Below are 25,963 nucleotides of genomic sequence, written 5' to 3'. Positions count from 1 at the left end.
TCATGCCCGAACTTTCAGTAAGTTTTGAAAGTTCTATTGATGCGGATCAATTCTAGCTTAGCAAAATAGTGCTAATGCGTTGAGACTGTATTTCATGTCACTGTATAAGGCTTTACGGCTGCAACTTGTTTTTGTTGCCACGGTGTATACCTAATTTTGTTATTAGTCATTTTAATAGGTTAATGTTTTTGAACTCATTTTCTTTGTTTCATACCAGCGCTTTGCTTACCTTAGGTAAGTCAGTGTTGCATGAGCGCTTTAATAAAGCGAAAAGAGGCGTGAGTGTGGCTGTAACATTATTAGTTTTTAATGCCGTTATGTTGCTTAGTGGCGCTATCGAGGATGCCTTTAGGCTTGAAGCATTGATCAGTGATGGCTTTTTTATAGAGCCATTATTACTGACTATTGCCGAATTTTTAGCTCATCCTATCTTATCGTGTCAGTTACTTATTGGCCTTTGTTGGCTATTGTTCCACATGTTTCCAGCGCGTCGTGCTGGAATAATCCTCCGTAAAGCAGCCTTTGCTTTTAGCGAGGCTAAAGTTCAGCAACCCGTGCAAGCTGCACATGGTTGTCGTGCTCCACCTAGCTTTACAGGTTGTCTGTTTACTCATTAATTTTTATGGGTATAGGTTACACCTGTGGTATCTAATTATTTATTCTTGCTGTAAATAACGATTACTTTCATTGTAGCTTAGTGTTTTTACACACTCTCAGCCAACCACACCTCACCCAAGTTAATTTTTATTGCGTTATATTAATGTGTTTAAAAAAAGCTGGGTTGGTTCTGCTAGGTGTTTTTTATTAAGCCAGTGGTCAATACTTCATGCTTGCATTCGCTCTGCATTATTTGTAATTCAATCTTAATTAACTTGGGTTTTTATCAAATATCGTTGCTAAATATTTTTGGCAGCTAATAAAAACTCTTTAGGTTTTAGGATAGTCCCTTGTTAATTCGTAACCTTTTTAATATTGCTTTAGCTAGTATGGCGCTGATTTTATCAGGCTGTAATGGCGGGGTACTCGACCCAAAAGGGCAGATAGGTATTGATGAGAAAAATCTGATCATCATCGCCACTGTGCTTATGTTGTTAGTTGTGATCCCCGTTATTGTGATGACTTTATATTTTGCTTGGAAATACAGAGACACACAAAACCATGAAATTTACGAACCAAAATGGGCTCACTCTAATAAGATTGAGGCTGTTGTATGGGCGGTTCCTATTGTTATTGTTGTTATTTTAGGTGTGATCACCTGGCAGTCAACTCAAGAGCTTGACCCTTATAAACCGATAGAGGGTAAAGGTGAACACTTAACTGTTGAAGTGGTGTCACTTAATTGGAAGTGGTTATTTATTTACCCTGAGCAAGGTATTGCTACGGTAAACGAATTGGTATTTCCTGCTAATGTTCCGGTTGAATACAAAATCACCTCAGAAAGTACCATGAACTCGTTTTTCATTCCCCAGTTAGGTAGTCAAATTTACTCAATGGCGGGCATGGAAACTAAGCTGCATTTAATCGCTAATGAGCCAGGCACGTTTAAAGGCTTTTCGGCTAATTACAGTGGTGCGGGTTTTACTGGTATGAAATTTAATGCCATCGCAACACCAACAAAAGCTGACTTTAACCAGTGGGTTGAACAGGTTAAAACCAACGCTAATAGCCTTACTCATGCCAATTATGTTGAGCTTGCCAAAGCGAGTGAAAACAATCCCGTTGCTTATTATGGCAAGGTTGATGACGGTTTATTTCATACCATAGTGATGAAATACATGCAGGCGCATGGCGATATGAACAAAAAACACCACTCGATGGGTAAACATCAGCAGATGAGTAATGAGCATCAGGCAATGGGTAATCATTCAATGCCATCATCACACAGCCAGGGCGAGGAATAATCATGTCGTTTTTAGGTAAATTATCTATAGATGCAATTCCGTTTCATGAACCTATTATTATGGTTACCATGGCGGTGATTGCTATAGTCGGGCTTATTATAGCAGGGCTAATAACAAAATATAAAAAATGGGGTGTGCTTTGGCGCGACTGGATCACCTCGGTTGATCATAAACGCTTAGGCGTTATGTACATTTTATTAGCGCTAATCATGCTGTTTCGTGGTTTTTCTGATGCCATTATGATGCGTGCGCAGTTAGCGCTTGCTACCAGTGGCGCCCCAGGTTATCTGCCACCAGAACATTACGACCAAATATTCACCGCCCATGGCGTTATTATGATCATCTTTATGGCGATGCCATTTATGATTGGTTTAATGAATATTGTTGTACCACTGCAAATTGGTGCTCGCGATGTGGCTTTTCCATTTTTAAATAATTTAAGTTTTTGGTTTACTGCCAGTGGCGCCATTTTAATAAATTTATCGCTGATTTTTGGTGAGTTTGCTAAAACAGGCTGGGTTGCTTACCCACCGTTGTCGGAGTTGACCTTTAGCCCTGGGGTGGGGGTCGATTATTATATTTGGGCCTTGCAAATATCGGGGCTCGGTACGCTATTAACCGCTGTTAACTTCCTAGTGACAGTATTTAAAATGCGTGCCCCTGGTATGACACTGATGAAAATGCCAATTTTCACATGGGCATGTACCTGGGCAAATATCTTAATTGCGGCATCATTTCCAATTTTAACCGCAGTGCTGGCCATGCTAACGCTAGACCGTTATTTAGATTTCCACTTCTTCACTAATGAAGCCGGCGGTAACGCCATGATGTATATCAACCTGTTTTGGGCATGGGGTCACCCAGAGGTATACATTTTAGTATTACCAGCTTTTGGTATTTTTTCTGAAATAGTGTCGACCTTCACTGGTAAACGTTTATTTGGTTATAAATCGATGGTATATGCCAGCGGTGCCATTTCTATTCTTGGTTTTATTGTATGGTTACATCACTTCTTTACTATGGGCTCAAGCGCTAATGTAAATGCTTTCTTTGGGGTGATGACCATGGTCATAGCTGTGCCTACTGGGGTTAAGTTATTTAGTTGGTTGTTTACTATTTACCGTGGCCGTTTGCGCATTACTGTTCCCGTACTGTGGACGCTTGGTTTTATGGTTACCTTTAGTATTGGTGGTATGACGGGAGTATTACTGGCAATCCCTGGTGCCGATTATGTATTGCATAACAGCTTATTTTTAATCGCTCATTTCCATAACACCATCATTGGTGGCGCAGTATTTGGCTACTTAGCCGGGTTTGTTTTTTGGTTTCCAAAAGCAATGGGCTTTAAGCTTGATGAGCGTTGGGGTAAAGCGTCATTTTGGTGTTGGTTAATCGGTTTCTTCGTAGCCTTTATGCCATTGTACGTACTCGGCTTTTTAGGCATGACGCGTCGCTTAAACCACTCTAATAATCCTGATTGGAATATCTGGCTTTATATTGCTGCGGTGGGTGCCGTGATTATTATGTTCGGTATTATTTGCCAAGTTATTCAGCTATATGTGAGCTTTAAAAACCGCGAAGCGCTTGATGATACCACTGGCGATCCTTGGAACGGTCACACCCTTGAATGGTCAACGTCATCACCACCGCAATACTATAACTTTGCTGAAATCCCGCATGTTGATGATATTGATACATGGACTGATATGAAAGAAAAAGGCCTAGCTTATCAAGGTAAATCTAGCTATAGCCCAATTCATATGCCAAAAAATACCGCATCGGGTGTGTTTATTGCTGCGAGTTTAACGGCGTTTTGTTTTGCCATGATCTGGCATATTTGGTGGCTAGCAGGGCTTGGTTTTATTGGCGCGATTGCGCTGTTTATTAACCGTGCTTACACCAGTGATGTAGATTACTACGTGCAAAACGATGAAATATTACAAATTGAAGGCGCGCATATTGCCAGTAACACGAAGGAGGTAAGCGCATGAGTACGTTATCTGCAACTCAAGGCCATGTAAATTTAGAGCCTCATAGCGTAAGTCATACGCATGAACATCACGATACCTCAGGCGATACAATCTTTGGCTTTTGGCTTTATTTAATGACCGATTGCCTTTTATTTGCCTCATTTTTTGCAACCTACGCAGTGCTTTATATGAACACCGCAGGCGGTGTATCGGGCAAAGATATTTTTGAGCTTGATTTTGTTGCCGTTGAAACTGCGGCGCTACTTATAAGTAGTATTACTTTTGGTTTTGCCATGATTGCCGCTCAAGGGCAAAAAAAGGCGCTGACGCTTGGTTGGCTCGCGGTCACTTTTTGTTTAGGAGCGGTGTTTATTGGTATGGAAATTTATGAGTTTCATCATTTAATTGTTCATGGCAATGGTCCACAGCAAAGTGCTTTTTTAACATCGTTTTTCTCATTAGTGGGTTTGCATGGTTTACATGTAACTGCAGGCCTTATCTGGATGAGCATAATGATGATAGAAGTGATCAAGCGCGGTTTAGGTAAAAAAACCGTCACGCGCTTAAGTTGCTTAAGCTTATTTTGGCACTTTTTAGATATTGTGTGGATTTGTGTATTTACCGTTGTTTATTTAATGGGGGCAATGTAATGAGCCATAGTGAAACGCATGCTTTAGCGCAAATGCAAAGCCAACATCATGATCAGTCACACGGTAGTGTTAAAACATACCTGATTGGCTTTGTATTGTCAGTGATTTTAACGGCCATTCCATTTTGGATGGTGATGGAGGGTGACTTTTCAAAGGTCACCACGCTTTGGAGTATTGTTACTTTAGCAATCGTGCAAATTTGGGTGCATTTAAAATACTTTTTACACCTTAATTTCACCACTGATGAAGGTAAAGCGAATACCTTTACCTTCTTGTTTAGCGCGTTGATCATCGTCATGGTGGTTGGACTGTCTGTTTGGATCATTTATGAATCAAACGCAATGATGATGTATTAGAGGTTTCAGATGTTTCGTCGTTATTTAGCTGTTACTAAGCCAGGTATTATTATGGGGAATTTGATCAGCGTTGCCGGTGGTTTTTTACTCGCCGCCCGCGGTGATATAGACCCATGGTTAATGTTGGTTACCTTGGTTGGTTTATCGCTTGTTGTTGCATCGGGATGTGCCATAAACAATGTTATTGATAGAGACATTGATGTTGCTATGGCGCGTACTCGCTCACGTGTAACTGTAACGGGCGAAATGTCTGCAAAAGCCGCTTTAAGCCATGGCGTGTTATTAGGGCTAATTGGCTTTGGCTTATTAATCGCCTTTACCACTCAAGCGGCGGTATTTTTTGCCGCCTTTGGCTATGTCATTTATGTAGGGGTGTACAGCCTCTACATGAAACGCAACTCTGTTTACGGCACCTTTATTGGTAGTCTATCGGGCGCAGTTCCACCTGTTGTTGGCTATTGCGCTGTTACGGGTGTGTTCGATATGGGTGCATCAATACTGCTGGTGATGTTTAGTTTGTGGCAAATGCCGCACTCATATGCGATTGCTATTTTTCGCTTTAAAGATTACCAAGCCGCTAATATTCCAGTATTGCCCGTGGCGCAAGGTGTTAATAAAGCTAAGCGCCATATTGTGCTTTATATTGCCGTATATGCTTTAGTGGTGATGCTATTGCCAATTAGTGGTTATACCGGTGCTGCCTTTATGGCCGTTGCCTGTATTACGAGTTTTTGGTGGTTACTCATGGCACTTAGAGGATATCGCTACAACATAGACACCACCCGTTGGGCACGCCAAGTGTTTGCGTTTTCTATTATTAATATTACCGCTTTGAGTATTGCCATGGCGGTAGATTATCAAACAATTGCGCCACAGTTAGTGGCGCTAAACTGATCATCATCTGATCAATGAACCGAGTTAATTCCCAAAGTTAACCAAAGGCTCTGAGCATTGCGAGGAGCCTTTTTTCATTCCTAAAACAAGGCCGCTATTGAGTGCTTATTGGCATCTACCAGACTTTGTTTTATTTTATTTCTTATAGCGGCTGATTTATTTTGACTGAGTTTGAAGTTACCTTGCCAGTGAATTGGCGTAAGCTCTATAAAACTCAGGTGTTGATACATTGTATTGCGATGCTGCTCAGGCACTTCATCAATTTTCCACTCAGGCTCAAATGTTTTCTCAAAATGACTAGTAAGGGTTCGCATTACGAGATCTTTTTTTAGCTCATCTTTAATAATATGTACTTTTGCAGTCACTAACACCGATGCGTAAAGCCAGCTAGGCAATGTTTGATTATCCGCATAGGAGGGTGATAAATAGCAATTGTCACTATTAAAGAGTAAATTCACCTGTTTATTATCAAGCTTTGATAGTGGATTATGCTTTGCTACATGTGCAATAAACATATTTTCTAAAGAGTTGAATAACATAGGTACATGACAAATGTTATTTAATTGACTATTTGAGCAGGGCATAAAAATTGTTGCTAATGGAAAATTATTAATAAGCGCATGCAATTGCTCGGTATTTTTTTGCATAAAGTGCTCGGGTGGGTACATTATAATAACTCCTCAAGTCGTAACTTTATAGCTGGCCATTGCTCGTCAATAATGCTGAATTTTGCGGTGTTGCGATATGAACCATCTTCTAGACGTCGGTCTTTTTGGGCTATTCCTTCATACTTAGCGCCTAAACGGGCAATGGCATTGCGTGATTGTTGATTGTGCTCATGGGTATTAAAACTAATCCGTACTAAATTAAGTTGATTAAATGCATATCTCAGAAGTAAATATTTTGCATGCGTATTTACGTATGTTCGCTGTGCAGTGAAGCTAATAAAAGTATGGCCAATTTCAGCGCTTAAGTTGTTACTGTCTAACCTAAATAAACGGGTTGTGCCAACAACTTGCTGTGAATGTTTATCAATAATGGCAAAAACCACTTGCTCGTTTTGATTAAACTGCGCGCTATGTGTAAACCATTGCTCCAACTTAACTTGGGTTTGTGTGTAATTACTTAATACCCACTGCCAAACTTGTGGGTGTTTACCTGCTTGATATAGACCCTCGAGATGTTTGAGTTTAAGTGGCTCTAAGGCAACCTTGTTGGTTTGATGAATTTGCGTTGTGAACATTATAAGCCCCATATTTTGCTATTTATTCATAACAAATGTACGCTTTATTGGTTTGTTAAAAACAACCAAAATTTAATTTTTACCTATACCAGTTTGGAAGGTGTTTATGCAGCCACTTAATATAAAGCTCACTAGCCAGAGTAAAGCTAAATACCTGCAAATAGCAGATGCACTTAGGGAGTCGATTATAAAAGGGGACATTCTCGCTGGCAGCAAACTCAGCTCTGCACGCGATATGGCACAAGCGTACGGATTAAACCGTCATACAATAATGAATGCCCTACAACTTCTTGTCGCAGAAGGATGGTTGGAATCCTATGAACGATCAGGCTACAGCGTTACCAATACATTGCCTATTCAAAACAGTATAAACACTGCCCAGTCTCAAGCATTGGCTCCTAAGCCGTATCGATTTGCTACCACGCTTACGGTGTCAGAACCTACAATGGACTTAAATCACTATGCTTATAACTTTGCTGGAGGCTTACCCGATTTAACACGCTTTCCCTATAAAGAATTTAAACGCTCTGTAAGTCATGTGTTTAATCATTTAGATACCAGCCAATTTCACTATGGCAATGTGGCTGGGGAGCCTAATTTAAAATTGCAAATTAGTCATTATTTACACAAAGCACGAAACCTAAAAACAGCCGACATTCTTATGTGTAATGGCTCTCAAGAAGCGCTTTTTTTAGTATCAAAAGCCTTTATTAATAAAGGCGATTATGTTGCAACCGAAACCTTAGGTTACCCGCCTGCTCGTAAAGCATTTGCAGCATGTCGCGCGCAGCTTATAGATATAAAACAAGATGATGAAGGGTTGTGTGTTGATGATTTTAAAACTCAGCTTGAACGCTATCCCATTAAACTTCTGTATTTAACGCCACTGCATCAATACCCAACGACTGTGACCTTATCACCCACCCGGCGCTTACAAATTTATCAGCTGTGTTATGCCCATAATGTGATGATTATTGAAGATGACTACGACCATGAATTTCACTACCGTTGCCAGCCTTTGCAACCCATGGCTGCCGATGACCCCGCAGGCATTGTGATATATCTATCAACGTTTTCAAAAATTATGTTTTCAGCAGCAAGGATTGGCTATATCTGTGCAGCGCCTGGGGTAATCGCACAATTAACCGCATGGAAGCAGCTAATGAACCATAAAAATGATGTGATTATGCAATTAGCTGTCGCACACTGGATGAAAGAAGGTGGTTTTGAACGCCATTTAAAGCGTATGACAAAGCTCTATAAGCAGCGCTATGAAGCGATGGGTGATTATCTAACGCAGCTGCAATTATCAGGCTATCCAATTGAATATATAAAACCCGACGGTGGCATGGCGATGTGGGTTAATTTAAATAAACCGGTGGACCAGTTAAAGCAAGTACTGCAAAGTAAAGGTGTGTATGTACAGGTTGAGCCTGAATTTTACTTTAAAGACTCAGAACGTAGCTTAATACCTAAGCAACACAGTTATGTACGTTTAGGATTTGCTGGGCAATCAACTTTGGCGATGCAAGCTGGGCTTGAATTGATTGCTGAACACGTTTTCAAATAAAGCTTATTTACTTAAGCTTTCAGCATCATAAAACATCGGTTTCAATGTGCCACAATTTATAAACTTATAATTGAGCTCACCAGCAGAGGGCACTTCAGTTGAGGTGCGAAACTTTTGTAAACAGGCACCACTTAAATCAACAAACATAATATGATGATAGCTTGGTGGCTGAGTTATTTGGTGAATGTAAATGCGCTCGTTATTTTTTAGCGTAACCATGTCGTACTGTTGCCATTTTGAGGCTGGACTTAAATCAGTTAGCTCACGAGTAAATAACTGCTCGCTAAGCTCTATTAATTTATCACTGTAAACTAAGCTACCTCCTTGTCTAAAATCTCCAAGATACACATCTGCGGTAATCGCGACTTCTTCGCCTCGCATTAAGCGTTGAATATTAAACGGCTTTGATTTTACGGTAACTAACTCAGCATCACGTACTAAATCTAAAAATGGAATATCAGATACATCTACCTTGTACATAACATGCATATCAAAGGGAAGCTCAAAGCTTGGAATGTTAATGGCGTATACACTTGAACCTTTATTAACCAATACCATGGCATGCTCTGCTTCATATTTGGGGTTTAATGGCGGAAGTTCTGGTGGTTCTTCGGCATTAGCAAGCGAGCTGGTACAAAATACAATGCTGATAAATAAAGATGCGAAATAAGGTAGCCGCATAATAACCCCAATTAATTTATAGATATAAAGTGTAGTATACATTTATAAAAAATTATCTTTAGTTAAATTTTAGTAAGGCTTAAACGTGATACACACTTAAGTTTTAGTGTGTATCAGTATATTTAGAGTTAGCTATTATCTAATTGCTTTTTTCACTTCGCGCCAGTCAATAATCTTAAAGTTTTGTGGTTGTAATGGCATGCGGTTATAGCCGTCTTGCACTATAAGCATGCCTTCAGGATAACCTGGTAAAGCCGTTGCTGTAACGGTTAAGCCATCCGTTTCACCTGCGCCATCAATGCCTTTATCTAGGTTCGCGATGACATTAAACTTACCCGCAAAGCTCAAGCTTGGCTGAGTATCATCTGAGATTTTGTAAAGCACATAACTATTATCGCCTTGGCTTGATACCACTAAATAGCGCTCATCATCGCCATGGTAAATTTCCATACCTTCAACATCTGCCACCAGCTGCTCATTAACACTTTGTAACTTTACTGCTTTGTTACCAGCGGTAGGCTCTGCACCTATATACCAAATTCCTGCATCTTCTTCGCCTGCAAATAATTGGCCTAGTTTATCATCAGCACTACAGCCTTCAGGTTGGCTTGGTAGGGTAAACTCTCTAACCAGTTCACCGCTTAGATTATCTTGCTCACCGATGAGCTTATATTGCTGGAATAAACCTGATTTATCATTAACAAACACGTAATGGCCAGAATCAGACGAATACATACACATGCCGTAAATCTCAGGTAGGTTAGTCTCGACTTCTGTTACATGGTTTAGTTTGTTATCGCCATCAACAGTAAATACGCTAATACTGTTAAGCGTACGGTTGCTGGCAGTGATCCACGTATGGGTTTCGTTGTTTATACCTTGATGTTGGCGCACATCAACGTTATTTAAACGGCCTATATTGAGCGACTGTACTTTGTTGCCAGCAAGGTCATAAACCATCAAGCCGCGGCGTTTATCTGTGCCTAAAATTAAGCTATTTTTAGCATCTTGCTCATTTATCCAAATTGCTGGGTCATCTGCTGCATCACCAAACGCTGCAACCGGTGTGGTTTGTGCGCTGGCATGAAGATGAGTCATAGCAACTTTGCTATTTGAGACAGAAGTTTGCGCTGCGTAGTTAACGTTTGCTTGAATGTAAGCGCCGGTTTCATCATCAATCAAAACTAGCTGCGCTTGATTGTCATTAATAAAGCTCGCTGCAACAGACTCAATAGTGTGCCCACCTGCCAGTGACCATTGGCTTAGCTTGTCTGTTTGAGCTTGGTAAGCATAAACCATATTACCATCAGTGGCACTCAGCCATAAAGTACCGTCTTGTGATACTGATAGAGCCCCAATTTCACTGTTTAATTCGCCGTATGGCTGTACTAAAGCCACAGGTTGCTTATTGGCATCTGATTCTGCATCAGCATTAATGGCCCACACTCCGAGCTCTGCCTCACTCACATACAGGGTTTTTGTGTCGTCATTTACTGCACAACCTGAAGCCTCAGTGACCGCAGAGAATTCACGTACTGCGATATTTTTAGCTTGGTTTGTTGCTAAATCATATATAACCGTTTCGCTGATCAAGCCGCGAACATCTGGCACAAACGCTGATACAGTCTCGGTATTGGTGTTTTTAAATAAACACACAGCATCAGGTTGAGCTTGAGGCGGGGTAATACGAGTGAGTTCATTAAGCTGCCAAGTTTGGCCATTTTTTATAAGTTTAAAAATAGCTACGTTGTCTTGGCTCTTATCCAGGCTGGCGAGTAAAAACTGCTGCGCTGATAATTGCTTTAGTGAAATTGACTCAAAGCTACCGGCTAACAGCACACTGCTTTTCTCGTTATCGGTAAGTAATAAGCCCTGGCTTTCGCTCGCCATTAGCCATTGATTATTACCTAGCGCTGCTGCTTGTGAGCCTTGCATGTTTTGTTGTGGGCCAAATAACTTAGCCTCAACAGCCGGCTTTGCTATTTCTGTCGTGTTTTGGGTATCGTCATTACTTGTACAACCGCCAAGCGCAGTTACAAGCACAGCACTTGTTAGTACCGCTGAAATTGTATTTAGTTTAAAGTTCATTATTTTATCCTTTACTTCTCTAGGTGCTTTTCAGTGCTAAAACGTACTTCACCAAGGTGATTAATCGCGCTTACTTTGAGTGTTTCACCATTGATAGAGATATTTAAAAAGCCCGGTGTTGCTTCTGCGTAGCGGGTAAACTCACGTTGTTTTACAAACCGTGCTTCACTGCCACCACCAGAGACAAAGTGAGCCACCTTGCTATTTTTTGGTTGATTGTATTGCAAGTCGTGCTCGTGCCCTGCGATATAAGCGTGCACATTATGACGCTCCAAAATAGGTTCTAAAATGTCGCGAAGCCCTTGGTTACGGCCAAAGCGTTTGCCACTGGAGTAAAGTGGGTGATGACCTACCACAATTTTCCATTTTGCTTTACTGCCGGCTAGTTGGGTTTCAAGCCAATCCAATTGTGTTTGATAACTTTGCCCTTGAGTTGAGCGGTATTTTTCACGGGTTTTATATTCAGGTTGAATCGGGTTGGTATCTAAAAACACCATTAACACGTGCTCGTTGTTTTCAAGCGCAAATGTTTTACTGTAGTACCTTGCAGGTAACTGCCAGCGCTGACTTTTTGCGGTGTAGTCAATTTGTGCTTGGGCATTACCCAAGTAATCGTGATTACCTAAAACAACATACCAATCTTCAAATGTGTGCGGGCCATGGTATATGTTCTCAAAGGCTGATTGCCAAAGAGGATCGTTCACACTTGCCACGCCATTTGGGTAAAAGTTATCGCCGGTCGAGACAATAAAATCGGCATCGGTTTGATACATAGCAATTTCTAGCTGATGAGCCACTTCTTTTTGGTAAAAGTGGCCGTTGTGCCCCCAATCACCAATAACCATAAAGTTAAGGCTATTAGGCAACGTAGTTAACTTGGCTATTTTTTGTTGTTGGTATAGCGCATCTTTATAAACAACAGGCTCGTCTGCACTAAGCGCTGATGAGCACAGTATCGCGGCCATTATGAAAGACAATTTAAACATGTTTTAACTCCAAAAAAGCACGCGATGGTTTGCCATTACGTGCTTAAAATGACAATACGTGTGATTAGAATGCGTAACGCAGCATTACTTGAATCACAGGGCCTGCTTCTTCCGATTCAAGCTCGTACTCATCAAATTCACGATTGTTTTGATCATCAAGTGAGTCAAACTTATTGAAAACTTCGTCTTTACTGGCATCCAGTAAGTTTGAACCAACTAGGCGAAGGGTGATGTCATCCCAGCGCTTTTCAACGAAAAGCTCTAAATCTGCACCGTAAGAGGTTGTTACTTCTTCACCCACAAAGCGTCCGTATGCATCACCTTGGTTACGATACGTTGCACCAAATGATGCGCGTAGTGTTGGTAAATCTTGGATAAAGCCAACGTTATAAACATAATCAGACTGGTCGTTAAATTTACGCTTACCAAAACTGTCTTCAACTTCACTGTCGAGCCAAGAGTAATTTAAGAAGATACCTGTATTAGGCATGTTCAAGGCGCTAAGTGGGGTTGATAAATCAAACTCAATACCTTGAACTGTGCCATCACCAGTATTTTGTGGTTGCAGTACAAATGTGCCTTCGCCTTCTGAGCCTTCAACACCGGTACTGGCAATTTCAATAAGGTCGCTAACGTCACGGTAAAATACGTTTACACCGACAACGCCACTTTTACCTAAACGGTATTCGTAACCTAAATCGATACCCCAAGATGATTCTGGTTTAAGACTTGGGTTGCCTAAAAAGTCATTATCAGCAAGCTCTTCTTCAAGTAGGGCGGGTGTCATGTAGTCAAAGTCAGGGCGACGTAAGCTGCGAGCAACAGAGGCGCTGACTCGTCCGTTATCACTGACGCTGTAACGAAAGTGAGCCGACGGTAAGAAAAAGTCATAATCATTTTCGGCAGTAACGCCTTCATTGGTATCGGTAATGCTTGAGTCAGTTGACTCCCACCGCACCCCCATCTCCCACGAGAACACATCCGCTTCGTGCTTGATTAGCGCAAATAAATCAAAACGATCTTCTTCAAGTTTATTAACACCGCCGTCTACTGGTTCAAATTCGTTGTTAAATTGTGCTAATGACATTGGCGTCTCGCTAAATTGAGCCCATCCAGTCAGTGTTTGCTCACTTTCATCTTCAGCGACAAAAATGGCGGTATCGCGCTCTTTGCCTTGTACAAAAGCACCAAACTGAACTTCTTTCGAGTCACCTACCAGTAAGCTGTGCTGCCATTGTAATGACCACTCTTTATCATCGATATCAACGGTTTCTTCAGCTTCTTCAAACACCATTGGGAGCTCTGACGTATCAAGTTCAACCTCTTGCTCATACACTGATTCTTCAAAGCTGGCATAACCTAACTTAAATTTGCTGGTACCGCCAAGTAGTGGTAATTCATAGCCAGAATTAATGTTGTAGTTGGTTTGATCAATAAACGAAACGTTTGCGTTATCTGAGATTAAATTACCACCCTCAACGACAGAGCCTGAGGTTGCAGATGCGTCGTCGTATTCAAAAGAGCGCTCATCTTCGGTACGGTCGGTATCAACCCACATGGCGCTAATATCAAACTTGCCACCGTTATCAAACACCTTTTCAAAGCTGGCATTTAAAGAGGTATCATCACCATCACGGATATCAGATTGATCTTCACGGTTATCAAAATCGTCTGTTGCGTAATTAGGGTTATTTTCAGGGCTATCGCCATAACGTCTGCTTGATTTTTGTTTTGGGTTATAACGACCTTGTAAATTGGCACCTACTAGTAAACGGCCACCTGCAAACTCAGTACCGTAAACGCCCGCAAAGCTTTCTTTTAGTTCGCCGTCATCGTAACGTAAGCCACCAGCGCGAATATAACCGCCGTCTAAGCTATAGCCATCGCGTAGTACAATATTAAGTGTGCCTGCTATAGCATCGGCAGAGCGGTTGGCACTTGATGAACGAATAATTTCTACACGCTCAATTAATTCTGCTGGAATACGGTCCACAAAGAATGAACGGTCAGCACCGGCACCCGGTACTTCTTCGCCATTGATCAGTACTTTTGTGTAAGCAGGGCTTAAGCCGCGCATACGAGCGCCGTCAGACTCAAGTACGTCAGATAAAAAAGTCACACTAGGAACACGCTTTAGTGCATCACCGGCGGTGAGTGGTTCAAAACGTTGAAAGTATTCTTGTGAATATTCCAGCGTCGGTGCTAGTTCTTGCGAGCGGTTGCGATAACCAATCTCGCCATAGACCACAAGCTCTTCAGAAACCTTTACTTCAGGTTCTCTTGGCGATGTTTGTTCTTGTGCATTTACGCTAACACTAAATTGGCTCAGTGCTAATGCCGCTACAACAGCATTTAACTTAAATTGTTTCATTGATTTGCTCCGGTTGTCCTTGGTTTGGTGAGCAAACTAAAAAAAGTTAATGACGCTAATGTGACAGTTTTACAGTTAATTCCTGACAAAACGCCAACTTAGCGCTTTTCAAACAGACAGTTGAGCTGTTTAAACACGGCTCCAGCGCACTAAAAATGGTTATTACTAGGTTAAATACCTAAAAATTTTAATCTCAATGTCATATCAATGAGCCAAAATGACTCTGCCTAATAAATCAGTACCGCGCTAGCATACGTAATAGTGTAAATCTTAGAAGACTTAAACAATGCGATATAACCCATTTACTAGCCATGCAAAATTAACTAATACCATCATTTTATTATTAGTTATTGCTGTAGCAATATGTGCTTACTTTGGCGAACTTAAGCAATGGCAAGACATTGCGTGGCTCGATATTGTTGGTGAGGGCGGTATTGTGTTGATGACCCTCAGCTGGATAGTTGCGTTACTTATTTCACGTCCGCCAGGCAAAGTAACTACCTTATTAGTATTAGGTTTAGGTTTGTTTATGTTCTCATCCACACTCGATTTACTTGATGAGTGGTTAAAACAACCTTCACAATTATGGCTCACCTGGTTTGAGTCACTACCAGCGCCGTTTGGTATGTCGCTTACCAGCGCAGGGCTTTATTATTGGCATCAAGAGCAATTTGTTTTAAATCGTCAATTGCGTCGTCGTGAAGCGCATCTTCGCGAACATGAAAAGGTCTGTCCGGTAACAGGGTTATACCGAGTTAACTACTTACATTCACTCATGCAGCAACAACAAACAGAGCAGCAAGGCGGCACTTTAGGTGTTATTGATATTCGTGATTTTGCAAAGTTTAATGCGCAGTTTGGTTTTAGTGAAGGTGATAGGTTACTAAGAGAAATTAGTGATTTATTAGTAATGAATTGCCGTTTGAATGATGTGCTTTGTCGCTATGCCGGAGATTGCTTTATTGTGCTTATGCCGAATACCAGCCAAAGCCAAGCCAAAGAATTACTAGCGCAAATGAAAGCGGCGCTTAACCATTGTGCGTTTAAAGTCGCAAAAAGCAAAGGCGCACAGTTTCAGCATATTTTAACCGCCACCATGGCAATGGATTTAGCGCAAGATCCAGTGCAGCAAACCAGCCTGTTACATCAACAATTACAACAAGAAAAGGCGCTTGTAGGTGCAGCAGTATATTAGTCTAGATGATAAATACCTCAGCGCGGAGGGAATGATCACTGCGCTGGTGGAGCTTGCTCAAGGACGAGGGATCCCGCTGCATAAATTGCTGCGTGGTACGGGTATTTTTGAGCAAGATTTATATGATCTATCACAGCGCTTTAGTTTATCGCAGTTATTGGCTTTAATTAGCCAGTTTAAAGCCTTAATGAAGAGTAATGATAGTGGCTTTTTACTGGGTCATCAATTGGTTAATGACGTTAGCCCAGCAGTGCAAAGTGTGCGTTTAAGCCCCAGTTTAGGTATGGCTTTGAAGCAATTACAACAAATTAGTACCGTTATTGCCCCTTTATTATTTACCCGTAGGCATATATTTAAAGACGATTTATATCTGTACTTGCAACCGAGTATCGGTATGGACGAGTCATTAAAAAATTATTTTTTTGAAATATACAGCGCTGCGTTAATGAGCTTACTAAAACGAGTATGTAATGTGTATCCACATTGTTATTTTGACTTTACTTGTAAACGCCCTCGGCATATTCAAGAATATGAGCAGCACTTAGGCTTACGAATACGGTTTGAACAACCCTATACCCGTTGGCACTTTAATAAACAACTACTTAAGTGCACAAACCCAGAGGCTAGTCAGCTTAGGTGGCAGCAGTGCATAGCGCAAAGTGAGTTACATAAGAATGTATCACAGTCTTTTGTTGAGGCTGTGTGCCAGCGCATTTACCGTGATAAAAACAACAGCCTTGCTAACAGTGCTGAGCATTTTGCCATGAGCTCTGCTACGTTTAAACGTAAGTTAAAACAACACGGTGTCAGTTACTCTCAACTACAAGATGAGCAAAATAAACTTAAAGCTCTGCATTTACTGGGGGTGTGCCAACAAGGTAATGAACGAGTGGCTGATCGGCTTGCATTTTATGATATTCCTAACTTTCGCCGAGCATTTAAGCGTTGGACCGGCATTACGCCAAGTCAGTTAAAAATATAATTAAAAACTAGCCGCTTGCTCTATAACAATGCCATGGCGCTTTGCTAGGCGCTGATGATCTCTGTCATAGCCTCCACCAATCACAGTGGCAACAGGAGTATTATTTGCAAGGCAGCGTTTAAGCACTAAGTGATCGCGTTTTTCTATCCCTTGCCAACTAATATCCAGTTTGCCTAAGCCATCCTCTTGCCAAATATCAACGCCAGCATCGTATAAAACAAGATCCGGGTTAAGCTCGTTTAATAAAAATTGCAGCGTATCGTCAACAATACCTAAATATTCAGCGTCTTGCATATTATTAGCTAAACCAATATCTAAATCGCTAGGGGACTTTCTAAATGGGAAGTTTTTTTCACAGTGTATTGAACAGGTAAACGCATATGGTTGATGAGCCAGCATAGCTGCCGTGCCATCGCCTTGGTGAACATCTAAATCAAAAATCAGTACGTTGGTCACTTCACGATTTTGAATTAACGTTTGTGCGGTAAAAGCTAAATCGTTCACCATACAAAAACCTGAGCCAAAATCACTATGAGCATGGTGAGTGCCGCCCGCTAAATGGCACGCAAGTCCAGTTTCAAGTGCTAAACGTGCAGTTTGCAGTGTTCCCAGCGGAGCGGTAAAAGTGCGGTTCATTAGTGCTTGTGACCAAGGCAAGCCAATACGGCGCATGGCTTTTTCATCTAGGCGGTTATGCCATAAATCGTGAATGTAGTTTTCACAATGTACTATTTCTAGCTCTTCTACACTACCATGTGGTGGTTCTGTGATATTACTGCCAGCAAGGCCAAGGGTTTTAACATGCTGGTGTAGCTGAGCAAATTTACTCATTACAAAGCGATGCTTGGGATCAAAACTAAACGAGTAGTTAGGATGATAAACTAAAGGTAGATTGGGGTTTAAACTCATATCTGCGTCGTTTAATTATTTTTGGTTATGGTAATCAACTTCACGCAGTGCGTCTATTTATGTTTGGTGAATAAGCGTTTCAAGCTCGCGGTGTAATAATGTTTCATCAGCAAGGTTTAGCTCAACTAAACGCTTTAAATGCGTGATACTGTCTATATCAATACTATGGCATTTAAGACCAATATGATTTTCTTCTATGTGACGAATAACCACCGGCATTTTTATTTCAATATCGCTTTGTGGCAAAGTAAAACGTAGTACTGCTTCGTCATTTTTGTTCCCAGTAAATGCATCGCTTTTAGTAATAAGCGCACCATGTAAAGAGATATCTAATAGAGTGCATTCATACTGGCTGCTAGCCATAACTAATTGCGCTGCAGTAGAGAACATAATACGAGAAAATTGCCGACGGTTTTGCATAATAATCTTATAAAGCTGTTATTTATAATAAGCATAGCTGGTAATGCCCAACACGCCAATTTGCTTAAAGATAAAAATAGCTCGCAAAAAAAGCCCCGCATTAAATGCAGGGCTTTTAACTTATTCACTGTGGCTGTTAGCCAATTTTTTTATACTTTATGCGCTTAGGCTGTGCAGCTTCTGCGCCAAGAGTCTTTTTAAGCCACTCTTCGTATTCAGTGTAGTTACCATCAAAGAAGTTAATTTGGCCTTCGTCGCGGTAATCTAAAATGTGTGTAGCAATACGGTCAAGGAACCAACGGTCATGCGAGATACACATTACACAACCTGGGAATTCTAAAATAGCATTCTCAAGAGCACGTAATGTTTCAACGTCCAAGTCATTAGTTGGCTCATCCAGAAGCACCACGTTGCCGCCTGCTTTTAACAGTTTAGCTAGGTGTAAACGGTTGCGCTCACCGCCAGATAAGTCTTTAACAAACTTTTGCTGATCGTTGCCTTTAAAGTTAAAACGGCTAACGTAAGCACGGCTTGGGAACTCAAAGTTACCAATTTTTAGTACATCTTGGCCGTCAGAGATTTCTTGGAATACCGTTTTGCTTTCGTCCATGTTGCCACGGAACTGATCAACAGTTGCCAGTTCTACTGTTTCACCAATGCTGATATTACCGCTATCTGGCTGCTCTTCACCGCTTAACATTTTGAATAGCGTTGATTTACCTGCACCATTGGCACCAATAATACCCACAATAGCGCCCTTAGGCATGCTAAAGCTTAAATCATCAATTAAAACGCGGTCGCCAAAGCTTTTACGTAAGTTGTTTACTTCTAATACTTGGTCACCTAAACGTGGGCCAGGTGGAATAAACAATTCGTTGGTTTCGTTACGTTTTTGGTAATCAGACTGTTGTAGCTCGCTAAACTGCGCCATACGTGCTTTTGACTTAGCTTGACGACCTTTAGGGTTTGAACGCACCCACTCAAGTTCTTGTGCAATTGATTTTTGACGTGCTTTTTCAGATTTTTGCTCTTGTTGTAAGCGGGCGTCTTTTTGCTCAAGCCAAGAAGAATAGTTACCTTCCCACGGAATACCTTCACCACGGTCAAGCTCTAAAATCCAACCTGCTACATTATCAAGGAAGTAACGGTCATGCGTTACTGCCACAACAGTGCCTTCGTAGTCATGTAAGAAGCGCTCTAACCAGGCAACCGACTCAGCATCTAAGTGGTTAGTTGGTTCATCGAGAATCAGCATGTCTGGTTTTTCAAGTAACAAACGACAAATAGCAACACGACGGCGCTCACCACCCGATAGGTGCTCAATTTTAGCATCCCACTCAGGTAAACGAAGTGCATCGGCAGCACGCTCTAATACGTTATCGATATTATGACCATCGTGGGCTTGAATAACCGCTTCTAATTCACCTTGCTCTTTAGCCAGTGCGTCAAAGTCAGCACCTTCCATTGCGTATTCGTTATACACTTCGTCAAGGCGGTTAAGGGCATGTTTTACTTCACCTACAGCTTCTTCAACAATTTCACGAACTGTTTTGCTTTCGTCCAAAACAGGCTCTTGCGGTAAGTAACCAATTTTAGTGCCTGGTTGAGGGCGAGCTTCACCTTCAAACTCTTCATCAACACCCGCCATAATGCGAAGTAGTGATGATTTACCAGAACCATTTAAACCTAGCACACCAATTTTTGCGCCTGGGAAAAAATGCAACGAAATATCTTTTAAGATAGTGCGTTTTGGTGGCACAACCTTAGATACTCGACTCATCGAGAATATAAACTTATCAGGTAAAACCATGGAAGAAGCCTTCAAATAATAATAAAAATTTCAATGCTGTATTGTAGTGGCTCACAGGTGAAACAGTCAACGAATGGCGTAGCTTTTCAAAAATAAGTAGGCTGTAAGAAAGTGTAGTAAATTGTTTTATCTTGTATTGATCAATTGTATGGGTATTTAAATAACTGCATAGTGTTAACAGTTGTTTAGAAGAAAAATATAATGAATAAGTTTAAGTCTAACTTGATTTGCGTTTTCTTGAAAGCGCACATCTTAATTTTAGAGCTGTAATTTGGTTTCACTTTTGCCGTAACACAACTTGAATTTTTATATTGAGCGTTTAGGCGTTTATAAAAGGTATTTAAAACATCACCAGATACTAAACTAAAGGAATAATTATGAAATTAAAATGGCTTGTATCCCTAAGCGCAATAATTTTGGGAGGGTACTCAGTTGCGAGTAACGCAGAGATAATGCGAGTGAATGGACCTTATCAAGGGTTCGGCTTAGGCTCTACCGAATTCGATGTTTACGAAGGGGATAGCCTGCAGTTTACAACGTTTTATACTCAAGTAGGTTATCAGTTTTCACCATATTTTGCACTAGAAGGGCGTTTGGGTATTGGTTTAAATGAGGAGCCAACGCCATTAAATGGGGATGTTTATACTCAAGAACCATTGACAGGAAAAATTACTTCCGAGCCTGTACATACTCAAGTTGGTTCCGGCTTACAATTACAAACAAGCATATTTTTAAAAGCTAATTACCCAGTTTCTTCCCGGGTTGGTGTATTTTTATTTGCAGGATACGCTAGAAATAAGTTGAGCTATAACGATGACTACAGCCGTTTTGCAAAAGAAGTTATTGGCTCAAACACAAATCAGTTTCTCATTACAGAGGAAAACTACGATAAGGATGGCAAAACATTTGGGGCGGGGGTTGATTACATGTTAAGCCAACGCTGGCAGGCAAGTGCAGAATACCAGTATTTTGATGCAATTCAAGGTAATATCTATGCTATTAACTTTTCTATAAATTATCGTTTTTGAAACCGCATGCGCTACTGACTCTGGTAGCGCAACTCAAAAAGTATTACTTAATAATTCTAAGTGCTTCTATAAATTTCGTTTACTATCCTAAACTTCATTTAGACATCTATACATCTAGAGGTTGATATTTTTGGCATTCTGTTCATAATGAGAGCGTATTAACTCTCGGTTTTTATGAGCAGGAGCTTTAAGAATGCCAATTACAGTAGAAGACGAATTGCCAGCTATTGCACGTTTACGTCATGAAAACGTGTTTGTAATGCCAAAAACGCGTGCAAAAACCCAAGAAATACGCCCTATGCGTTTGGCTATTCTTAATCTTATGCCTAATAAAGTAGAAACCGAGGTACAGTTTATTCGCTTGTTGGCTAACTCTCCGCTGCAAGTAAATGTTGAGCTATTGCGCCTAGACACGCATCGCAGTAGTAGCAACTCTGAGCAACACTTAGATACTTTTTATCGTTATTTCTCAGAAGTAAAAAACAACAACTACGATGCACTGTTAATTACCGGTGCGCCGCTCGCGCATTTAGAGTATGAAGAGGTGGCTTACTGGGAAGAGCTCAAAGTGATTATTGATTGGGCCGAGCAGCATGTAACTTCAACCTTGTTTTCGTGCTGGGCTGCTCACGCGGCTTTATACCACCGTTATAATTTAAAGCGCGATTTAAAAGACAATAAACTCTGTGGGGTGTTTACCCATCAATGCTACTTTGCCCATGGTGCACTTACCCGCGGCTTTGACGATACTTTTTTAGTACCCCACTCACGCTATGGCCACATAGATATTAATAAAATAAACGCCTGTGAAGAGCTGGTGGTATTAGCAGGCTCTGAACGAGTAGGGGCGTATTTACTTAAAAATAAATCGGGCAGCCAAGTGTTTATTACCGGCCACCCCGAATACGATGCCGACAGTTTAAAAGCCGAATATGAGCGCGATTTACAAAAAAGCCCCGATGCGCCAAAGCCTGAAAACTATTTTCCTGATGACGATGCCAGCAAACAACCGTCTAAAACATGGCAAAGCCACGCGTTTTTACTGTTTTCAAACTGGTTAAATTATTACGTTTACCAAACCACACCCTATGATATTAACTTAGTTAGCCAAGACGTAAGGACTAACAACTATGCCGAATAATCCTCAAAACAATAAGCATGAACAGCTGAGTGATGCGCTCAAACAGCGCATTTTAATTTTAGATGGTGCAATGGGAACCATGATCCAAGCGCATAAGCTTGAAGAGCAAGACTACCGTGGTGAACGTTTTAAAGATTGGCACGTGCTTATTAAAGGTAATAACGATTTATTAAGCCTAACCAAGCCTGAAATTATTACTGATATACACCGCAGCTTTTTAGCCGCCGGTGCCGATATTATCGAAACCAACACCTTTAACTCGACCACCATTTCGATGGAAGATTACGACATGGCGAGTATAAGCCGTGAAGTTAATTTAGAGTCAGCTAAGTTAGCCCGTGCTGTATGTGATGAATTTAGCGCTAAAACCCCAGAAAAACCGCGCTATGTAGCGGGTGTTTTAGGGCCAACATCTAAAACCTGTTCGTTATCTCCGGATGTAAACGACCCGGGCTATCGTAATATCACCTTTGGTAAGTTAGTGACTGCGTATGTGGAGTCTACTCTTGCATTAATGGAAGGCGGTGTAGATATTATTTTAATCGAAACAATATTCGACACGCTTAATGCAAAAGCCGCCTCATTCGCGGTAGAAGAAGCGTTTGAACAAGCAGGGCGTACATTACCAGTGATGATATCAGGCACTATCACCGACGCCTCAGGCCGCACGCTTTCAGGGCAAACCACCGAAGCATTTTATAACTCTATTCGCCATATTAAGCCGCTTTCAATTGGCTTAAATTGCGCTCTTGGGCCAGATTTACTGCGCCAATACGTTGAAGAGCTATCACGCGTGTGCGAAACCTTTGTCTCTGTTCACCCTAATGCGGGCTTACCCAATGAATTTGGAGAATACGACTTAGAAGCAGACGATATGGCAAAAGAGATCATAGATTGGGGTAAATCGGGCTTTATTAATATTGTTGGCGGTTGCTGCGGCACTACGCCTGCGCACATTCGTGCCTTTGCCAAAGGGCTTGAAGGCGCAGCACCACGAAAATTACCAGAGCTTGAAGTGCGTATGCGTTTATCAGGCCTAGAAGCCTGTAACTTAAATTAAGGAGCCGCCAATGACCCAACAAATTGCAGTATTTACCAATGTCGGCGAGCGTACTAACGTAACTGGCTCGGCCATGTTTAAACGTTTGATCATGGAAGAAGACTACGAGACCGCTCTTAATGTGGCCCGCGAACAAGTAGAAAATGGCGCCCAAGTTATTGATATCAACATGGACGAAGCCATGCTGGACTCAAAAGCCGCCATGGTTAAGTTTTTAAACTTAATTGCTTCAGAGCCTGATATTTCTAAAGTACCTATTATGGTCGACTCCTCAAAGTGGGAAGTCATCGAAGCAGGCTTAAAGTGTATTCAAGGCAAGGCCATTGTTAATTCCATTTCACTCAAAGAGGGTGAAGAGCCGTTTATTCGCCAAGCTAAAATTATAAAACGCTTTGGCGCCGCCGCTGTTGTAATGGCATTTGATACCGAAGGCCAAGCCGATACTGCCGATCGTAAGTTTGAAATTTGTGAGCGCAGCTACCGTATTTTAGTCGACGAAATTGGCTTTCCGCCAGAAGACATTATATTCGATCCCAATATATTTGCCGTTGCCACCGGCATAGAAGAGCACGACAACTACGCCGTAGAATTTATTGAAGGTACTCGTCGTATTAAGCAAAACTTACCCCATTGTAAAGTGTCGGGTGGGGTGTCAAACGTATCGTTCTCGTTTAGAGGTAATAACCCAGTACGTGAAGCGATTCACTCGGTGTTTTTATACCATGCTATAAAAGCGGGTATGGATATGGGCATAGTAAACGCAGGGCAACTTGCGGTTTACGACGACATCCCCGAGGAACTTCGTAAAGCCGTAGAAGATGTAATTCTTAACACCGACTCAGGTGCGGGCGAGCGCCTTGTTGAACTTGCGCCTAAATATTCAGGCATGGCACAAGCTGAGCGGGTAGAAGATCTAGAATGGCGCACTTGGCCGGTTGAAAAACGCCTAGAGCACGCGTTGGTTAAAGGCATAACCACCTTTATAGATGAAGATACAGAAGAGTGCCGTGCTGGCGCCGATAAACCTATTCACGTCATTGAAGGGCCACTTATGGATGGCATGAACGTGGTTGGGGATTTATTTGGTGCCGGTAAAATGTTTTTACCGCAAGTGGTTAAATCGGCTCGGGTAATGAAACGCGCGGTCGCCTACCTCGACCCATTCATTGAAGCCGAAAAAGAGGAAGGCGCCACCAATGGTAAAATTGTTATGGCTACCGTAAAAGGTGACGTGCATGACATAGGTAAAAACATTGTAGGCGTGGTACTGCAATGTAATAACTACGAAGTAATCGACCTTGGGGTAATGGTGCCAGCAGATAAAATACTGCAAACAGCAATTGACGAAAAAGCCGATATTATAGGCCTTTCGGGCTTAATTACCCCATCGCTTGATGAAATGGTACATGTTGCCAAAGAAATGAAGCGTCGTGGCTTTGAGCTACCACTCATGATTGGTGGGGCAACCACCTCAAAAGCGCATACCGCAGTTAAAATAGAGCCGCAGTACGACAAAGGCGTGGTGTATGTAAATAACGCCAGCCGCGCCGTGGGTGTGGTGTCTAATTTATTATCTAAAGAGCATAAAGCAGAGTTTTTAGCTAAAACCAGCGCCGAGTACGACAAAGTACGCGAACAACAAGCACGCAAAAAGCCGCGCTCAAAACCAGTTACCATACAGCGCGCCCGCGATAATGCTACAAAACTCGATTGGGATAACTACACACCACCCGTGCCTAAAAAGCTGGGCGTGACCGAGTTTAAAAATGTATCAATCGCGACTTTACGCAAATACATAGACTGGACGCCGTACTTTATGACCTGGTCAATCGCCGGTAAATATCCGCGCATATTGACCGACGAAGTAGTGGGCGAACAAGCACAAAGCTTGTTTAAAGACGCCAACGATATGCTCGACGACCTTGAAAAATCAGGCACTTTGCAACCACTAGGTGTAATTGGTTTATTCCCTGCAAACCGTGTAGGCGATGATATAGAAATTTACACCGACGAAACGCGAAAAGAGCTATTAACCACCTCGTGCCATTTACGCCAGCAAACTGAAAAAACCGACTTTGCAAATTACTGTTTAGCCGATTACATTGCACCAAAAGGCACGCCTGATTACTTTGGCGCGTTTGCGGTAACGGGCGGTTTAGAAGAAGACGACCTAGCCAATGCGTTCGACGTACAGCAAGATGACTATAATAAAATAATGGTAAAAGCCGTAGCCGACAGACTCGCTGAAGCGTTTGCTGAATACTTGCACGAACAAGTGCGTAAAGAGTATTGGGGTTATGCACCCGATGAAAATCTGCCTAACGATGAACTAATACGTGAAAACTACCAAGGCATTCGCCCAGCACCCGGTTACCCAGCGTGCCCAGAGCACACTGAGAAAAAGAAAATTTGGCAGTTACTCGATACCGAGAAACGCATTGGTATGCAGCTCACCAGCTCATACGCCATGTGGCCAGGTGCCGCGGTATCAGGTTGGTACTTCTCACACCCACAAGCGAAATACTACGCGGTAGCGGCAGTACAGAAGGATCAGGTAGAAGACTACGCCAAGCGAACGAGTATGACGCTCGCAGAAGCCGAAAGGTGGTTATCGCCTAACTTGGGGTATGAGCCGGAGTAAAGGGAAGTAGTTAAATAGCGAAGCGGTCAGTTATTAGCTGTCAGCTATCAGTAAAACAAAAACGAGC

At 41.8% G+C, this 25,963-nt stretch carries 22 protein-coding genes; 13 read left to right on the top strand and 9 right to left on the bottom strand.

Annotation, left to right across the window (positions count from 1 at the left end; genetic code table 11):
* Positions 1-188 precede the first annotated feature (188 nt).
* The 6 genes from P3J6_RS04440 (at position 189) to cyoE (ending at position 5,771) form a co-directional block, all read left to right on the top strand.
* Entirely contained in the window at positions 189-617 is a 429-nt protein-coding gene (locus P3J6_RS04440) for a hypothetical protein (protein ID WP_010391099.1), read from the top strand.
* A gap of 330 nt (positions 618-947) precedes the next feature.
* Complete coding sequence (cyoA, locus tag P3J6_RS04435; protein ID WP_198522325.1) at positions 948-1,901, top strand: ubiquinol oxidase subunit II; 954 nt, start codon at positions 948-950, stop codon at positions 1,899-1,901.
* A gap of 2 nt (positions 1,902-1,903) precedes the next feature.
* Positions 1,904-3,892, top strand: coding sequence for a cytochrome o ubiquinol oxidase subunit I (gene cyoB / locus P3J6_RS04430; protein ID WP_198522324.1), 1,989 nt, complete (start codon positions 1,904-1,906; stop codon positions 3,890-3,892).
* The gene (cyoC, locus tag P3J6_RS04425; protein WP_198522323.1) at positions 3,889-4,521 is read left to right on the top strand and encodes a cytochrome o ubiquinol oxidase subunit III; all 633 of its coding nucleotides are present in this window, start codon (positions 3,889-3,891) and stop codon (positions 4,519-4,521) included. The genes cyoB and cyoC overlap by 4 nt, the downstream gene beginning before the upstream one ends.
* Positions 4,521-4,877: a cytochrome o ubiquinol oxidase subunit IV gene (cyoD, locus tag P3J6_RS04420; protein WP_054202032.1), complete on the top strand. Its 357-nt coding sequence runs from the start codon at positions 4,521-4,523 to the stop codon at positions 4,875-4,877. The genes cyoC and cyoD overlap by 1 nt, the downstream gene beginning before the upstream one ends.
* Before the next feature lie 9 nt (positions 4,878-4,886).
* Positions 4,887-5,771, top strand: coding sequence for a heme o synthase (gene cyoE / locus P3J6_RS04415; protein WP_198522322.1), 885 nt, complete (start codon positions 4,887-4,889; stop codon positions 5,769-5,771).
* Between the two features lie 80 nt (positions 5,772-5,851).
* Here the strand turns inward: cyoE and P3J6_RS04410 are convergent, their stop codons facing one another.
* Both P3J6_RS04410 and P3J6_RS04405 read right to left on the bottom strand, forming a co-directional pair.
* Positions 5,852-6,439, bottom strand: coding sequence for an FMN-binding negative transcriptional regulator (locus tag P3J6_RS04410; RefSeq protein ID WP_010391103.1), 588 nt, complete (start codon positions 6,437-6,439; stop codon positions 5,852-5,854).
* A complete protein-coding gene (locus P3J6_RS04405) occupies positions 6,439-7,014 on the bottom strand; it encodes a GNAT family N-acetyltransferase (protein WP_010391105.1) in 576 nt (191 codons plus the stop codon). The genes P3J6_RS04410 and P3J6_RS04405 overlap by 1 nt, the downstream gene beginning before the upstream one ends.
* 106 nt (positions 7,015-7,120) lie before the next feature.
* On the opposite strand from P3J6_RS04405, the gene pdxR reads away from it, so the two are divergent.
* Positions 7,121-8,584, top strand: a complete 1,464-nt coding sequence (gene pdxR / locus P3J6_RS04400) for a MocR-like pyridoxine biosynthesis transcription factor PdxR (RefSeq protein ID WP_198522321.1) — start codon at positions 7,121-7,123, stop codon at positions 8,582-8,584.
* A 3-nt stretch (positions 8,585-8,587) separates the two neighbouring features.
* On the opposite strand, the gene P3J6_RS04395 is transcribed toward pdxR, so the two are convergent.
* The 4 genes from P3J6_RS04395 to P3J6_RS04380 form a co-directional block, all read right to left on the bottom strand.
* Positions 8,588-9,265: a hypothetical protein gene (locus P3J6_RS04395; RefSeq protein ID WP_198522320.1), complete on the bottom strand. Its 678-nt coding sequence runs from the start codon at positions 9,263-9,265 to the stop codon at positions 8,588-8,590.
* Between the two features lie 135 nt (positions 9,266-9,400).
* Positions 9,401-11,353 (bottom strand): phytase, encoded by a 1,953-nt coding sequence (locus P3J6_RS04390; protein ID WP_198522319.1) that lies wholly within the window; start codon positions 11,351-11,353, stop codon positions 9,401-9,403.
* 11 nt (positions 11,354-11,364) lie between these two features.
* Entirely contained in the window at positions 11,365-12,339 is a 975-nt protein-coding gene (locus P3J6_RS04385; RefSeq protein ID WP_198522318.1) for a metallophosphoesterase, read from the bottom strand.
* Between the two features lie 64 nt (positions 12,340-12,403).
* Positions 12,404-14,710, bottom strand: coding sequence for a TonB-dependent receptor plug domain-containing protein (locus P3J6_RS04380; RefSeq protein ID WP_198522317.1), 2,307 nt, complete (start codon positions 14,708-14,710; stop codon positions 12,404-12,406).
* Between the two features lie 286 nt (positions 14,711-14,996).
* Between P3J6_RS04380 and P3J6_RS04375 the strand changes: the two genes are divergently transcribed.
* On the top strand, positions 14,997-15,905 hold the full coding sequence (locus P3J6_RS04375) for a GGDEF domain-containing protein (protein ID WP_198522316.1): 909 nt from the start codon (positions 14,997-14,999) through the stop codon (positions 15,903-15,905).
* Positions 15,889-16,887 carry an AraC family transcriptional regulator ligand-binding domain-containing protein gene (locus P3J6_RS04370; RefSeq protein WP_198522315.1) on the top strand — a complete coding sequence of 333 codons (999 nt, stop codon included), beginning with the start codon at positions 15,889-15,891 and terminating at the stop codon, positions 16,885-16,887. The genes P3J6_RS04375 and P3J6_RS04370 overlap by 17 nt, the downstream gene beginning before the upstream one ends.
* On the opposite strand, the gene P3J6_RS04365 is transcribed toward P3J6_RS04370, so the two are convergent.
* The 3 genes from P3J6_RS04365 to ettA form a co-directional block, all read right to left on the bottom strand.
* Positions 16,888-17,796, bottom strand: coding sequence for a histone deacetylase family protein (locus P3J6_RS04365; RefSeq protein ID WP_178955379.1), 909 nt, complete (start codon positions 17,794-17,796; stop codon positions 16,888-16,890).
* 57 nt (positions 17,797-17,853) lie between these two features.
* The gene (locus tag P3J6_RS04360; protein ID WP_008111924.1) at positions 17,854-18,216 is read right to left on the bottom strand and encodes a PilZ domain-containing protein; all 363 of its coding nucleotides are present in this window, start codon (positions 18,214-18,216) and stop codon (positions 17,854-17,856) included.
* A gap of 136 nt (positions 18,217-18,352) precedes the next feature.
* Entirely contained in the window at positions 18,353-20,026 is a 1,674-nt protein-coding gene (gene ettA / locus P3J6_RS04355) for an energy-dependent translational throttle protein EttA (protein ID WP_008111928.1), read from the bottom strand.
* 377 nt (positions 20,027-20,403) lie between these two features.
* On the opposite strand from ettA, the gene P3J6_RS04350 reads away from it, so the two are divergent.
* From P3J6_RS04350 to metH, 4 genes are all read left to right on the top strand, one after another.
* On the top strand, positions 20,404-21,054 hold the full coding sequence (locus tag P3J6_RS04350) for an outer membrane beta-barrel protein (RefSeq protein ID WP_198522314.1): 651 nt from the start codon (positions 20,404-20,406) through the stop codon (positions 21,052-21,054).
* A 193-nt stretch (positions 21,055-21,247) separates the two neighbouring features.
* Complete coding sequence (locus P3J6_RS04345; RefSeq protein WP_008111930.1) at positions 21,248-22,195, top strand: homoserine O-succinyltransferase; 948 nt, start codon at positions 21,248-21,250, stop codon at positions 22,193-22,195.
* The gene (locus P3J6_RS04340) at positions 22,185-23,255 is read left to right on the top strand and encodes a homocysteine S-methyltransferase family protein (RefSeq protein WP_198522313.1); all 1,071 of its coding nucleotides are present in this window, start codon (positions 22,185-22,187) and stop codon (positions 23,253-23,255) included. Before P3J6_RS04345 ends, P3J6_RS04340 begins: the two co-directional genes overlap by 11 nt.
* A 10-nt stretch (positions 23,256-23,265) precedes the next feature.
* A complete protein-coding gene (gene metH, locus P3J6_RS04335; protein WP_198522312.1) occupies positions 23,266-25,896 on the top strand; it encodes a methionine synthase in 2,631 nt (876 codons plus the stop codon).
* The last annotated feature ends 67 nt before the right edge of the window (positions 25,897-25,963 follow it).

Source organism: Pseudoalteromonas sp. 3J6 (genome assembly GCF_903995135.1).
GTDB lineage: Bacteria > Pseudomonadota > Gammaproteobacteria > Enterobacterales > Alteromonadaceae > Pseudoalteromonas.
The sequence above is the reverse complement of the archived record's forward strand: the minus strand, read 5'-3'. Positions and strand labels throughout refer to the sequence as shown.